The organism is Paraburkholderia sp. A3BS-1L (genome assembly GCF_051125215.1).
In the GTDB taxonomy this organism is placed as follows: domain Bacteria; phylum Pseudomonadota; class Gammaproteobacteria; order Burkholderiales; family Burkholderiaceae; genus Paraburkholderia.
In genome coordinates this window covers 836339-849827 of record NZ_CP120443.1, presented here as the reverse complement: position 1 = coordinate 849827, position 13489 = coordinate 836339, and the positions used below count along the sequence as shown (strand labels likewise).

The window sequence follows — 13489 nt, the reverse complement described above, 5'->3', positions numbered from 1 at the left end:
GCTTACCACCTGCCTGATGCGCCGCCACCACCGAAGCCTCCACCACCCCCACCAAATCCGCCGCGCCCGCCTCCGCCGAACCTACCGCCTCGGCGTCCGATGCCGTAAGTTCCCACGTAAGCGCCCATGCCCGCACCCGTCAACGTAAAGAGGAAGGCGATCACGCCTGCCGCCACCGCTGCCAGAATTCCGGCAGCCAGAAGCCACGCAACGAGGGCAGCACCGCCTCCGGCTACGACCGCGCCGGGCAATCTTCCAAATGCGGAACGCAAAACACCACCGAATACGACTGCGAGCATGAAGATCACGGGCGCAAGCTTCCAGAGATCCGGCGAACCCGAGCGTGTGCTGGGCTGCGGAGGAGGCAACGGCTCGCCGTCTGCCACCCGGATCATCTGATCGGCGCCCGCGGCAATACCGCCATAGAAGTCGCCCTCCCGAAATCGCGGCGCGATGATTTCACGAATGATCCGGTTGCTGATGGCGTCGTTGAGTGCCCCCTCAAGGCCGTAGCCGACCTCGATGCGTAGTTTCCGGTCGTCCTTCGCGACGATGAGAAGCGCCCCGTCGTCTACCTGCCTGCGTCCGAGCTTCCACTGCTCGACGACTCGCAGCGAGTACTGCTCTATCGTCTCGGCTCCGGTCGTCGGAACGATCAGCACGGCGATCTGGGTGCCCTTTCTCTTCTCGAATGCCTGCAGCGTCTGCTCAAGTTCGCTCACCTGCTCAGGCGTGAGCGTGCCGGTCTGGTCCGTCACACGCGCCGTCAAGGGCGGTACGGGAACCTCTGCACTTGCGCCCAACGCCATGCATAGCGCAAGCACGGCAATCAGCGCGAACGAGACTTTCGCCAGCACATTCATTTGGCGGCTCCCGCGGCGGCCGGTCTTGCTCCACCGGACTGGGTGCCGAAATCGACGCGTGGAGGCGTGCCGATTTCCGCTTCGTTGGCGACGGAAAAATTCGGCTTTTCCTTGTACCCGAACGCCATGGCCGTGAGGTCAGCCGGAAACGAGCGTACGGTCGTGTTGTATTCCTGGACAGCCTTGATGTATCGGTTCCGAGCAACGGCAATCCGGTTTTCAGTACCCTCCAGTTGAGCCTGCAGATCCCGGAAGTTGGCGTCAGACTTCAGCTGCGGGTAATTCTCGGAGACAACCAGAAGACGCGAAAGCGAAGTGGTCAGTTGCGCCTGCGCGGCTTGAAACTTCGCAAACGCCTCCGGGTTGTCGAGCACCTCAGGAGTCACTTGAATCGCGCCCACCCGAGCGCGTGCCTCTGTGACCTGAGTGAGGACATCCCGCTCCTGCTGGGCGTACCCTTTCACGGTGTTAACGAGGTTGGGCACGAGGTCCGCACGACGCTGGTACTGGTTGACGACTTCTGACCAACTCGCCTTGATCTGTTCATCCTCAGCCTGTATCCGGTTATAGCCACACCCAGCAAGGGACAACACCACTAGCGCGGCCAGGATCAACCCTATGTTTCGCATGTCGTATCCACCCCTGTCTCGCAAACGCCGACTCCCACACCAATCCGGACGCGCGCATCCCGCGGATCGCGCCACGCTGCCCGGGTCACTCCTCGGTCGATGCACGATTGCCACCGCCATGCTCTCGATGCTGCAAGCCGAGGCGCCAGTGTCATTTGACGTAGCTCAAAAGGATAAGCATTTAGCGGAAGTTCGGCCTACAAAACACTTGATCAATTCAACCGGGATCCGCAACGGTATTCCGGTGGCGGCGCGCACCGCCATCACCGAAGCTGCTGAACCTTTGTAGAGGGCGCCGGATACGCCAGAACAGCCGTTCCAGAATGGCTCGGTTGGCACATTGATGTCGTACTTCGGCAACAGAGGAAGGGAATGCTTGATAGCTACCGTGCAACTCAGTGCCAAGACCACAATCGGAGACGAACGGGTCAGGTCCATTGTGGGCGCTCAGGCCGGCCCCATAGGTGATTGGTCACTGTGGCGATATGCGGTTAATGACGGCCCGGTTCCCCATAACGACGCGCGAGATCGGCATACATGGCGTCGGCATGCCGCCCCCCGTTGCGCTGCCGCCAGCGACACCCGTCAAACTCACGCCGCGCTATCCTGCGACTCCGTTTTATCAACGTAACAACGCCGCTTTAGCACGTAGGTATCCATGATCCAGCCGTGTTGCTGTCGAGCGTCAGCACGCAGTCGTTCAATATCGTCAGCTACCTCGCCAAGTTTTCCCGCAACGAGCATCTCGTCGGGCGTTCCAACATACGCTCCCCAGTAAATATCGATATCTTCATCCGCGAGAAGCCGGAAGGCATGCTGCGAATCGAGCATGACTACGACGCTGTCGACATTCTCCGGAAACCCGCCTGCGAGGCTCCGGCCGTTCGTTATCTGAACCGATTGCCCTATCGCATTCAGCGGAACCCTGTGCTTCGCCGCGAGCGCCTGCACGCTGCTTATACCGGGGATCACCTCGTATTCGAAATCGTGTCGGCCGGTGCGCGATATGGCGCCGAGGATCCGCATCGTGCTGTCATAAAGCGAAGGGTCGCCCCAGACCAGAAAAGCGCCACACTCGCCGTCGGCGAGTTCCTCCGATATCAGCTTTTCATAAACCCGCTGCTTGTCACGGTTCAGTTCCTCGACCGACGATACATAGTTGCCATCTTCTCGCCTGCGTTCCGGAATTGCGGCCTCGGCGATACGGTAGCTACGCTGCTTCACATACCGCTCGATGATTTCCTTGCGCACGGAAATGAGCTTTTCCCTGGATTTTCCCTTATCCAGCAGGAAAAACACGTCGACTGCATTGAGGGCATTGACGGCCTGGATGGTCACATACTCCGGGTCGCCAGCGCCGATACCAATAATCAACAGTCTCTTCATCAGTCACTCCAGTGCTGCATGCGCTATCGCGTGGCGGCCCCGCTCTCACGGCGAAAAAAAATCGAAGTCCTAACCAGTCATTCACGAATTAAAAGAAGGAACGACCGCGTACCAATCAGCCCGGCGCGTACAACGATGAATCGGCAAATCCTTCGGCGGCCAGCACACGCCCGACCAGAATCAGGGCAGTCCGCGCGATGTCGGTCTGCTGCACCTTGCCGACGATATCGGCCAGGGTTCCCGTCACCCGTTCCTCGTCCGGCCAACTCGCGCGGTAAACAACTGCAATCGGGCAATCACTGCCATAGTGCGGCAGCAATTCCGTGACAATCTTCGCGATGTGCCGGACACCCAGATGGATCGCCATGGTCGACCCATGCCGGGCCAGATCGGCCAGACCCTCGCCCTCGGGCATCGCGGTCTTCGTGGCGTAGCGGGTCAGAATCAGCGTCTGCGATACGCCCGGCAGCGTCAGTTCGCAGCCGAGCGTCGCCGCGCAGGCCGCCGTTGCAGTGACCCCCGGAACGATCTCATACGGGATGCCCAGCGCCCGGATACGGCGCATCTGCTCGCCGATAGCGCCATAAAGCGATGGGTCGCCGGAATGCACGCGCGCGACGTCTTGCCCTTTCGCGTGCGCGTCGGCGAGCAACTGAACGATCGCATCGAGATTGAGATCGGCGGTGTTTACGACCAGCCCGGCTCGATGGCCGTCCAGCACCGCGTCAGGAACCAGCGAGCCCGCATAGAGGATCACCGGACAGCTACGGATCAGGCGCTGGCCCTTGACCGTGACAAGTTCAGGATCGCCGGGTCCTGCGCCGATAAAGTAAACCGTCATGCCTCACTCCGTCATAAGCCGGGGCGGATGGTACGGACAGTTGCGACGGTCCGCAACGTCTCTATTTCGGCAAGCAGGACTTCGATCGTGTCGAACGCGCGATCGACCTCGGGCAAATGCGGGCGCGCCAGCATCACGACCGGCAGTCCGCGCTCGCGTGCCACCTCCAGTTTCGCCTCGGTCGCTGCACCGCCGCTGTTTTTGCTGACCACGACATCGAATCCGCTGGCATCGAACAACGCCCGCTCGCCCTCATGCGTGAACGGACCGCGCACGCCGATCACCCGCGCCCGAGCGTTTCCAGGGTGATCGTCGAGGCAGCGAATCGTCCAGTGTTGATGCGCGGGGATCTCGTCGAGATGCAACAGCGGCTCCCGTCCCAGCGTGAACAGCGGGCGCGAAAATCCGGCAAGCGCTCTGCACAGCTCGCCCCATCCGTTCACGAAACGCCAGTCATCGCCGGATTGCGGCTGCCAGGCCGGACGACGCAGTGCCCAGCACGGCACACCCGCAAGCCGGCCCGCACTCGCCCCATTCGCGCTGATACGCGCCGCGTACGGATGCGTGGCATCGACGATCAGGCCGATACGCTGAACGTCGACATACCGGGCCAGCCCTTCGACTCCGCCAAAGCCGCCGACGCGAACCTTGCACGCGAGATCCTGCGGCACCCGGCCTAATCCGGCCAGGCTGTAGACGTCGCCTGGCCCGAGGCGCCGTGCGATCTTCAGCGCATCACCGGTGCCGCCCAGCAGCAGAACCCGGGTCATTGCGCGACTCCGACGAAATTCCCCACGCGGTCGATAGCAAACACTTCGACGCTAACGTCGGGCGGCACGACCCCCTGTGCGACGCGCAGAGCATGCCGGCACACGACATCGCCGAGCGCAATGCCGCGCCGGGTCGCCATCACAAGTGCCTGCTGGCTCGTGTTGGCCGCGCGGATATCGTTCTGCAAGGTCTCATCGGCGCCCGATTCCGCCGCCCATTGCGCGAGCAGCGGCAAGTCGATGCTCGAGCTGCGGCTATGCAGGTCGAGATGACCCGCCGCCAGCTTGCTCAGCTTGCCGAAACCGCCGCACAGGCTCAGCTTCTCGACCGGCGCGCGGCGCAGGTGCTTGAGCACGGCACCGACGAAATCCCCCATCTCGATCAGCGCGATGTCGGGCAGGCCATAGTGCGCGCGCATGGCGTCCTCGCTCGCGTTGCCGGTGCAGGCGGCAATATGCTGGTAGCCATTGGCCCTTGCAACGTCGATGCCCTGATGGATCGACGCGATATAGGCCGAGCACGAAAACGGCCGCACGATGCCGGTCGTACCGAGGATCGACAACCCGCCGATGATGCCGAGCCGCGGATTCATCGTCTTGAGCGCCAGCGCCTCACCGCCCTCGACGCCAATCGTGACCTCGAAGCCGCCCGCGTATCCATACTCCGCCGCGAGTTCTGCAAGGTGCTCGCACATCATCCGGCGCGGCACCGGATTGATGGCCGGCTCACCGACCGGCAAGGTCAAACCGGCGCGCGTGACGGTGCCCACGCCGGGGCCGGCATGAAACCGCACCCCCGGCTCCGTGCTCAATTGCACTCGGGCGAACACGACCGCGCCATGCGTGACATCGGGATCGTCGCCGGCATCCTTGACCGTTCCGGCTTCCGCCCCATCCGCCGCATCGCGCCCATTGATGAAGCGGCAGAACGCGAGCGGCATCGGCACATGCTGGCCTTTCGGCAGGACGATTCGGGCGACATCGGTGCAAAGGCCGCCCAGCAACAGACGCGCAGCCGCCAGCGACGTAGCCGTCGCGCAACTGCCCGTCGTATAGCCGCTGCGCAGCGGACGCGGCGCTTCCGGCGTTTCGTCGCGCATCGTCACGGCTGTGCCTCCGCCCCGGCCCGGGTCGTGGCGGATTTCGTCACGTCCAGCAACGTAATCGGCAAGGTGGCACGCCACGTATCGAAACCGCCGAGCGGCTGGGCCTCGCTCAACGCAATGCGCGTCAGGGTGCCGCCATGGCGGTTACGCCAGTCGATCAGCACCGCCTCGCCCTGAAGCGTGACCGCATTGGCCACCAGCCGGCCGCCATCGCGCAGCGCCGCCCAGCACGCATCGATCACTCCCGGCACGGTCACGCCACCGCCGATGAACACCGCATCTGGAGCAGGCAGTCCTGCCAGCGCATCGGGCGCCCGGCCCGCCACCAGTTGCAGATCCGGCACACCGAGCGCGTCGCGGTTGTGCGAAATGAAAGCCTGCCTGCGCGCATCCGACTCGATCGCGACGGCACGGCACGCCGGATGCGCGCGCATCCATTCGATGCCGATCGAGCCGCACCCTGCCCCAACATCCCACAGCAACGCACCAGGAAGCGGAGCAAGCCGCGCAAGCGTGATCGCGCGCACATCGCGCTTGGTCAACTGGCCGTCGTGCCGGAAAGCATCGTCCGGCAGACCATGCGTCAGCGGCAACGACCGGCCCCCGTGCCCAACGGGCCCCCCAGGCGTATGGCAAGCGTGACAGGTTAGCGCCACGATGTTCAGCGCACCGATCGACGTGTCCTGCCAGGCGTCTGCGCGCAAATGCAGGCGCTTCTCGCGCGGTCCAGCGAGATTTTCGAAGACCGCCATCTCGGTCGCGCCGAATCCGCGTTCGTTCAGCAGTCCGGCGATCGCAGACGGCGTTGCGCCGTCCCGGCTCAGCACCAGCACGCGTGCGCCCTCACGCAAATGCGCGTTCAGCACAGCGATGGGCCGGTTCACAAGAGACACCGTCTCGACATCCTGCAACGGCCAGCCAAGGCGCGCCGCCGCGAGCGATAACGAAGACGGGCCGGAAATCACGCGCATCTGATCAGGCGGGATCACACGCGCGAGCGTGGCCCCCACGCCGAACATCATCGGATCGCCGCTTGCCAGCACGCAGACCGGCGTACCGCGATGCGACTCGATGCTGCCGATATCGAACGGTTTCGGCCACGCTTGCCGACGCGCGCGAATCCGCGCGGGCAGCATGGCCAGATGCCGTTCACCGCCGATGACAACGCCGGCATCCAGCAACGCTCGCCGGGCCGCACGCCCCAACCCCGCGAAACCGTCCTCGCCGATACCCACAATCGTCAGCCAGCAACCCATCACACTCCCGTTCGTCATCCGCTACCCGTGACTGGCCAACCGCCTGTGCGCTTCGAGGCCTTCCTGAAAAAAGGCATAATACCCGCTTTGCCGGTGCCCTTCGGGGCTTCAAGGGAACACAGTTGAAGCTGTGGCTGCCCCCGCAACTGTAAGCAGCGAGTCCACACCCCCAGGGTGCCACTGGAGAACCGGGAAGGCCGGTGTGGACGACGACCTGCGAGCCAGGAGACCTGCCGGCCCATCGATCGTGCAAGCCATCACCGGGCGGGGTGTACCGGTGCGCGTTCTCTCCCTGTCGAGACAACGTGGCAGTCGTACGACGCCAACTTCGTTGAACCTTGAGCCACGTTTCACAGCCTTCGTTACGGCCATCGGCCTGCCCTGCGTTGTCGCGCATCGTCGCTGCGCGCGACGGCGGGCTGTGTCGCGTCAAGCTGCCCGGCGGCGTGCTGCACGCGGCGCAGGCGCTCGCCATCGCCGATGCAGCCGGGGCGCATGCATCGGGAATCGTCGAGCTGACGAATCGCGCCAATCTGCAATTGCGCGGCGTGAAATCGGGTCACGAAGCCGAACTGAGCCGGCGACTGCGCGATGCGGGCCTCGGGCCGCATGTTCCGTGCGCGCTGACCTTGCCCCCATTGCAGGCCGCATCGCAGGCCGCATCGCAGGCAACGGCAGCCGACGACGTGCGCAATCTGCTGCTGAGCCCAAGCGCCGGCATCGACGAACACGCCTTGTGCGACACGCAACCGCTCGCCCGGGAGATCCTTCTCCTGCTGCAAAGCGAGCCACGTCTTGCTGCGCTGTCCCCCAAATTTTGCGTGCTGCTCGACGGCGGCGAGCGTCTCGCCGCGCTCGATCATCCCCATGATCTCTGGTTCGCTGCAATGGAAGCGAAAGCCGATGACAACCCGTGGTTCGCCATCGGTCTTGCGGGGCAGCCGCCTGCGTGGCAAGACAGTGCGGCAAACCCCGCACTGGCCGCGGTTCGCGCGCGCGATCTCCCCACCATGATCATGGCGCTGCTGCACACGTTTCTCGACGTCGCCGCGCCCGACGAAAACCGCATGCGCGACCTTCTCCGCCGGCTGTCTGGCGCAGATCTCGTGACACGCGCCGCCGCCCGCGCTGCCATCGAACTGCGATGCGATTCCACGGTTTGCGCATGGCGTCGCGCCCCCGCCAACCCTGGCCGCCGATTCGGCGCCTGGCGGCAACGCGATGCCCGCCTGTCGCATGTCGGCGGCCAGCCGCCGCTGGGCCGTATCGATACGCAGGGTCTGCGCGCACTCTCGCGGCTTGCCCAGGACCACGGCAACGGCACGTTCAGGTTGACGCCATGGCAAAGCGTGCTGATACCCGATGTGCCAGCCCCGGCTATCGAGGATGCCAAACAGCGCCTCGCGTCGCCCGGATTCCTGCTCGATGCTCGGGCGCCGCTCGCGCGGCTCATCGCATGCGCCGGCTCGACAGGCTGCGCGAAAGGGCTCGCCGATACCAAGCGCGACGCGCTCGATCTCGCGCAACGGCTGCCCGATGGCGTCGCAGCCCATCTGAGCGGCTGCCCGCGTTCGTGTGCGGCGGCGCACTGTGCGCCGTACACGCTGCTGGCCGTCGAACCGGGTCGTTACGACCTCTATCGCCAGGAGCCGTCGCCGGCCTGCGTGCCCCTGGCCACGTCCGATGCCGCCGGACGCTTTGGCGTGCGCATCGGCACAAATCTGACCATCGAAGCGGCAGCCCGACTGCTAGGCGCTGCCGCCCGGAGCACACTTGATGACTGACTACGTTCGCGACGGACAAACCATCTACCGCCAGTCGTTCGCCACGATACGCGCCGAAACCGACCTGTCCCGCATCCCGCCCGACCTCGAAAAACTCGCCGTTCGCGTGATTCACGCGTGCGGGATGGTCGATATCGTCGATGCATTGCGTTTCTCCGATGGCGCGGGCGCAGCCGGCCGCGACGCGCTTGCCGGCGGCGCGCCGATCCTCTGCGATGCACGCATGGTTGCGCAAGGCGTCACGCGCGCGCGTCTGCCCGCTTCCAATGAGGTGTTGTGCACGCTCGGCGACCCGGCCGTGCCGGAACTCGCGCGCACGATCGGCAACACGCGCTCGGCGGCGGCGCTCGAGCTCTGGCGCTCAAAGCTCGAAGGCAGCGTCGTCGCAATCGGCAACGCACCCACCGCGCTGTTCCACCTGCTCGACATGCTCGACGCCGGCGCACCGCGCCCTGCACTGATCCTCGGATTTCCCGTGGGATTCGTCGGTGCGGCGGAATCGAAGGCCGCGCTCGCCGCCGACAGCCGCGGCGTCCCCTACGTGATCGTCGAAGGCCGGCGCGGCGGCAGCGCCATGGCCGCCGCCGCCGTCAACGCACTGGCATCGGAAATCGAATGATGAATCACCGTGGGCAACTCTTTGGCATCGGCGTCGGGCCCGGCGATCCGGAACTGCTGACGCTCAAGGCACTCCGTCTGCTCAAGGCGGCGCCGGTCGTCGCCTACTTCGTGGCCAAGGGCAAGAAAGGCAACGCGTTCAGCATCGTCGAATCGCACCTCGACGGCGTGCAAATCCGGCTGCCGCTCGTCTACCCGGTCACAACCGAGGCACTCGAGCCGCCGTTGTCGTACGAGACGATCATCGCCGACTTCTACGATACGGCGGCAGCCGTGATCGGCGAGCACCTGGATGCGGGCCGCGACGTAGCCGTCGTATGCGAAGGCGATCCGTTCTTCTACGGCTCTTATATGTACCTGCACGACCGGCTGGCCGGCAAGTTTCGCGTCGAAGTCGTGCCGGGCGTCTGCTCGATGCTGGGCGGAACCGCGGTGCTCGGCACGCCGCTCGTCTATCGCAACCAGAGCCTCGCCATCCTCTCGGGCGTCATGTCCGAGGACGAACTGCGCAGCAAGCTCGCGCAAACCGACGCCGCCGTGATCATGAAGCTCGGCCGCAACTTCGCCAAAGTCCGCGGCGTGCTCGATGAACTGGGGCTCGCGAGCCGCGCGCTGTACGTCGAACGCGCCACGATGCCGAACCAGCGTATCGTGCCGCTGGCACTTGTCGACCCGATGGCTTCGCCGTACTTCTCGCTACTCGTTGTGCCGGGGCAGAAATGGCAGGGATGAACACCACGCCGCCCGTGCTCGTCGTGCTCGGGCGCAGCGCATTGCCTGTGGCACGACGCATCAAGGAGGCGTGCCCCGGCGCGTCGATCCACGGGCTGCTGCCGCGAGTCGAAGGCGAAGCCGATGTCGCCTTCCCCCAACTCGGCGCACATCTACAGACGCTCTACGCACAAGGCGTGCCGATCATCGCGCTCTGTGCGGCCGGCATCGTCATCCGCTGCCTCGCGCCGATGCTCGACAACAAGGGCACCGAGCCGCCTGTGCTGGCCGTGGCCGAGGACGGCAGTGCGGTCGTACCCCTGCTCGGCGGACTGGCGGGTGTCAACACGCTGGCCCGCAAGATCGCGCAGGCGCTGGACGTCGCACCTGCCATCACGACGAGCGGCGAATTGCGATTCGGCACCTGTCTGCTCAATCCGCCGGATGGCTATGTGCTCGCCGATCTCGATCAGGGCAAGCATTTCGTGTCCGATCTGCTTGCTGGCGAATGCGTGCGTATCGAGGGGGTTGCGCCGTGGCTGGACGACGCGCCGATCCCCAAGGACGAGCGCGCCCCGCTCACCATCCGGGTCACGCCACGCGCGACAGAAAGCAGGCGCGGCGAACTCGTCATCCATCCGCGCAGCGTGGTGGCTTGCGTGCCGGAAACGGAAGCGGCCGCAGACGCGCAAGCGGGCAGCGCGGCAGCCATTGCCGCAGCCATGTCGGCGCACGGGCTTGCGCCCGATGCGCTCGCGGTCCTGCTGGCGCCTGCTTCACGGATGGTAGACCCGTCGCTGGAAGCGGCAGCATCATCGCTCTGTATTCCTCTGCGATTCGCCGATGGCGGTCCGAACGTTGCACAAATGCTGGCGGACTCGACGAGCCCGCGATACGAGATCCGTGCTCATGCCAGCGGCGTGACGCTCGCGGTCGCGCCAATGCCTGTCACTCCTTCGCAGATCGGTCGTCGCCGGGGGCGTCTGAGCGTCGTCGGGCTTGGGCCCGGCAGTGCAGGGCTCATGGCCCCCGACGCGCGCGCGGCGCTGGATGCTGCGACCGACATCCTCGGCTATGAAACCTACGTGAAGATGGCCGGCCCGTTTCGCGACGCGCAACACCTGCACTGCACCGACAACCGCGAAGAACTGCTGCGCGCCCGCCACGCGTTTGAACTGGCCTGCGAAGGCCGGCAGGTTGTCGTGGTGTCGTCGGGGGACCCGGGCGTGTTCGCGATGGCCGCAGCCGTCTTCGAAGTCCTCGACACGAGCAGCGATGCGCGCTGGAAAACCGTCGATCTGCGCATCGTGCCGGGCATCTCCGCCGCAATGGCCACGGCGGCAAAGGCAGGCGCGCCGCTTGGACACGACTTTTGCGTGCTGTCGCTGTCCGACAATTTGAAGCCGTGGAGCATCATCGAAAGCCGCCTGCGCCACGCGGCCGAAGCGGATCTCGTGATGGCGCTCTACAACCCGATATCGCGAGCCAGACCGTGGCAGCTCGACCGGGCCCTCGAGATCGTGCGGGAACAGCGCTCGCCCGCCACCCGCGTCGTGCTCGGCCGGGACATTGGCCGTCCCGGCGAAGCGCTGATCACGACGACGCTTGGCGCGCTGCAATCCGCACAGGTGGACATGCGGACGATGGTCATCGTCGGTTCGTCCACGACACGCGGCGTTGCGGGCGGAGCAAACGGGGAATGGATTTACACGCCGCGATGGTATGAAGCGTGAGGATTCACTGGCGCACACTCATGAAATGACCACCAGCTCCTCCGGCAGCAGGTAGTCCGCACCCCATGCGCGGGCGAGTTGCTCACCTCGCCCCGCCGCTTCCCGGGCGCAGTCGATCACTACCACCCGATCCGCAGCCAGCGGTCTGGCGGGCTGCTCCCGGCTGCGTCCGTCGCTCACTACCCACAACACCCGTTGCTGTGATGGCTTACGCCGCTTCGCACGCGCCAGCAGACCCGCGGCCGTCGCAACGCCGAGCGCAAACGGTGTGCCGCCGCCGCCGCCCAGCGGCTGTATCCAGCGCTCGTTCCACCAGCGCGGGACGGCTGGCCCGAACCGCACATCGGCGCGCCCTCCACCGAATGAAATCAGCGAGACCTCTTCGCGCTCGGCCGCAGCATGATCGAAGCACGCCACGAGCAGACCTTTGGCGCGTGCGAGACGCCCGCCACCGAGCATCGACGCCGAGCAGTCGAGCAGGAAGCAATGCAGCGTGCCATCCGCCGACTCGTGGCGCACGAAGCGCAGATGATCCGCACGCAGCGGCGAGCGCCCCTTGCGGGCGAGCGTCGCTGGCCATGCAATGCGCTGTCCGCGCGCGCCTGGCTCGCGTGGCGCTGCGCGAGGCGCGGCCTTGCGCGTGCCGGGTGTGCCAGCTATCCATCGGAACCCGCTGGAATCAGCGGCGGCGCCCTTCCGATGGATCAGCGTTTTTTTGTTGAAAGCGGGATGACGCCCTTGACGCGCGTGATGCCCGCCGGTTCGGGTGGCAGATAGCCCCAGTCCGGGTCGCCATCGCGGCGGGGTTCCGTCGCAGATGCGGCGTCCGTTCCGGCAGACTGCCCGCCTTCGCGGCCATCCCCACGCCGATCGTCGGACCGACCACCGGACCGACCACCGGAATCCGCCGAACGCATGTCAGGCGACGGTTCGCGCCGGCGGTGACACAGCACCAGTTCTGCAACGCGCTCGACATGAGCGCCGGTCACCACCGGCGCAGCCTCCAGCGCCGCCAGCGCCCGCGCGGCGCGCAGCATCACCAGATCGGCCCGCAGTCCATCAACGCGGGCTTCGATGCAGCGTGCGCTAACCGTCTCGTGCACTTCGTCGGCAAACGTCAGCCCCGACAACGCCGCGCGCGCCGCGCGAATCTGCTGCGCCAGCTGCTGCTGTGCCGTTGCCCAGGTTTGGCGAAACGCCTCGGGATCGAGATCGAACGCCATGCGCGTGCGGACGATCTGCTGCCTGAGCGGTGCATCGAAGCAGTTTTCGAGCTGCACCATCAAGCCGAAGCGATCCAGCAACTGCGGACGCAACTCGCCTTCTTCCGGATTCATCGTTCCGATCAGCACGAACCGCGCCGCATGACTGTGCGAGACCCCATCGCGCTCGACCACGTTGATGCCGCTCGCGGCCGCATCGAGCACGACATCGACGAGCCCATCGGCCAGCAGGTTCACTTCATCGACGTAAAGCACGCCGTCATGGGCGCGCGCGAGCAGCCCTGGCGAAAACTTCAGCGCACCGCCTCGCAGCACCAGGTCGAGGTCGAGCGTGCCAACCAGGCGGTCTTCGCTCGCTCCCAACGGCAGCGTCACGAAGTGGCCGTCGGGAAGCAACTCCGCCAGCGAGCGTGCCGCGGTCGATTTCGCCGTGCCTCGCGGCCCGCTGATCAGTACACCACCGATCGACGGATCCACCGCGACCAGCAGCAGTGCTTCGCGCAACGCGTCCTGCCCAATCAGGGCAGTAAGCGGAAACGGCTGCGGCATCACCGCGGATATCGACTGCG

At 65.5% G+C, this 13489-nt stretch carries 14 protein-coding genes and 1 riboswitch; of the genes, 4 read left to right on the top strand and 10 right to left on the bottom strand.

Translation table 11 applies throughout. From position 1 onward, the window contains the following. Positions 1-2: 2 nt before the first annotated feature. From P5W99_RS18985 to cbiE, 8 genes are all read right to left on the bottom strand, one after another. Positions 3-863 carry a TPM domain-containing protein gene (locus tag P5W99_RS18985; RefSeq protein WP_421026680.1) on the bottom strand — a complete coding sequence of 287 codons (861 nt, stop codon included), beginning with the start codon at positions 861-863 and terminating at the stop codon, positions 3-5. Continuing rightward, the gene (locus P5W99_RS18980) at positions 860-1492 is read right to left on the bottom strand and encodes a LemA family protein (protein WP_421026679.1); all 633 of its coding nucleotides are present in this window, start codon (positions 1490-1492) and stop codon (positions 860-862) included. Before P5W99_RS18980 ends, P5W99_RS18985 begins: the two co-directional genes overlap by 4 nt. Positions 1493-1657: 165 nt before the next feature. Further along, positions 1658-1930 carry a hypothetical protein gene (locus P5W99_RS18975; protein WP_421026678.1) on the bottom strand — a complete coding sequence of 91 codons (273 nt, stop codon included), beginning with the start codon at positions 1928-1930 and terminating at the stop codon, positions 1658-1660. Positions 1931-2083: 153 nt separating this feature from the next. Continuing rightward, the gene (gene cobF / locus P5W99_RS18970) at positions 2084-2878 is read right to left on the bottom strand and encodes a precorrin-6A synthase (deacetylating) (RefSeq protein ID WP_421026677.1); all 795 of its coding nucleotides are present in this window, start codon (positions 2876-2878) and stop codon (positions 2084-2086) included. 115 nt (positions 2879-2993) lie between these two features. After that, positions 2994-3719, bottom strand: a complete 726-nt coding sequence (gene cobM / locus P5W99_RS18965) for a precorrin-4 C(11)-methyltransferase (protein ID WP_421026676.1) — start codon at positions 3717-3719, stop codon at positions 2994-2996. An 11-nt stretch (positions 3720-3730) separates the two neighbouring features. Beyond that, positions 3731-4489, bottom strand: a complete 759-nt coding sequence (locus P5W99_RS18960; protein WP_434664265.1) for a cobalt-precorrin-6A reductase — start codon at positions 4487-4489, stop codon at positions 3731-3733. Continuing rightward, positions 4486-5589, bottom strand: coding sequence for a cobalt-precorrin-5B (C(1))-methyltransferase (locus P5W99_RS18955; protein WP_421027082.1), 1104 nt, complete (start codon positions 5587-5589; stop codon positions 4486-4488). The genes P5W99_RS18960 and P5W99_RS18955 overlap by 4 nt, the downstream gene beginning before the upstream one ends. 2 nt (positions 5590-5591) lie before the next feature. Further along, on the bottom strand, positions 5592-6851 hold the full coding sequence (gene cbiE / locus P5W99_RS18950; protein WP_421027081.1) for a precorrin-6y C5,15-methyltransferase (decarboxylating) subunit CbiE: 1260 nt from the start codon (positions 6849-6851) through the stop codon (positions 5592-5594). Between the two features lie 74 nt (positions 6852-6925). Continuing rightward, positions 6926-7103: riboswitch (cobalamin riboswitch) on the top strand. Between the two features lie 134 nt (positions 7104-7237). Between cbiE and cobG the strand changes: the two genes are divergently transcribed. Genes cobG through cobJ form a run of 4 tightly spaced genes read left to right on the top strand, consistent with a single transcriptional unit; the run spans position 7238 to position 11697 of the window. Beyond that, positions 7238-8635, top strand: a complete 1398-nt coding sequence (cobG, locus tag P5W99_RS18945; RefSeq protein WP_434664263.1) for a precorrin-3B synthase — start codon at positions 7238-7240, stop codon at positions 8633-8635. Continuing rightward, entirely contained in the window at positions 8628-9254 is a 627-nt protein-coding gene (locus P5W99_RS18940) for a precorrin-8X methylmutase (protein WP_421026673.1), read from the top strand. The genes cobG and P5W99_RS18940 overlap by 8 nt, the downstream gene beginning before the upstream one ends. Beyond that, positions 9254-9985: a precorrin-2 C(20)-methyltransferase gene (locus P5W99_RS18935; protein ID WP_421027080.1), complete on the top strand. Its 732-nt coding sequence runs from the start codon at positions 9254-9256 to the stop codon at positions 9983-9985. The genes P5W99_RS18940 and P5W99_RS18935 overlap by 1 nt, the downstream gene beginning before the upstream one ends. Continuing rightward, complete coding sequence (cobJ, locus tag P5W99_RS18930; protein WP_421026672.1) at positions 9973-11697, top strand: precorrin-3B C(17)-methyltransferase; 1725 nt, start codon at positions 9973-9975, stop codon at positions 11695-11697. The genes P5W99_RS18935 and cobJ overlap by 13 nt, the downstream gene beginning before the upstream one ends. An 18-nt stretch (positions 11698-11715) precedes the next feature. Here cobJ and P5W99_RS18925 read toward each other — a convergent pair whose 3' ends face one another. Together P5W99_RS18925 and P5W99_RS18920 are read right to left on the bottom strand one after the other, a co-directional pair. Beyond that, positions 11716-12216 (bottom strand): vWA domain-containing protein, encoded by a 501-nt coding sequence (locus P5W99_RS18925; RefSeq protein ID WP_421026671.1) that lies wholly within the window; start codon positions 12214-12216, stop codon positions 11716-11718. A 185-nt stretch (positions 12217-12401) separates the two neighbouring features. Then, on the bottom strand, positions 12402-13469 hold the full coding sequence (locus tag P5W99_RS18920; protein ID WP_434664437.1) for an ATP-binding protein: 1068 nt from the start codon (positions 13467-13469) through the stop codon (positions 12402-12404). Between the last annotated feature and the right edge of the window lie 20 nt (positions 13470-13489).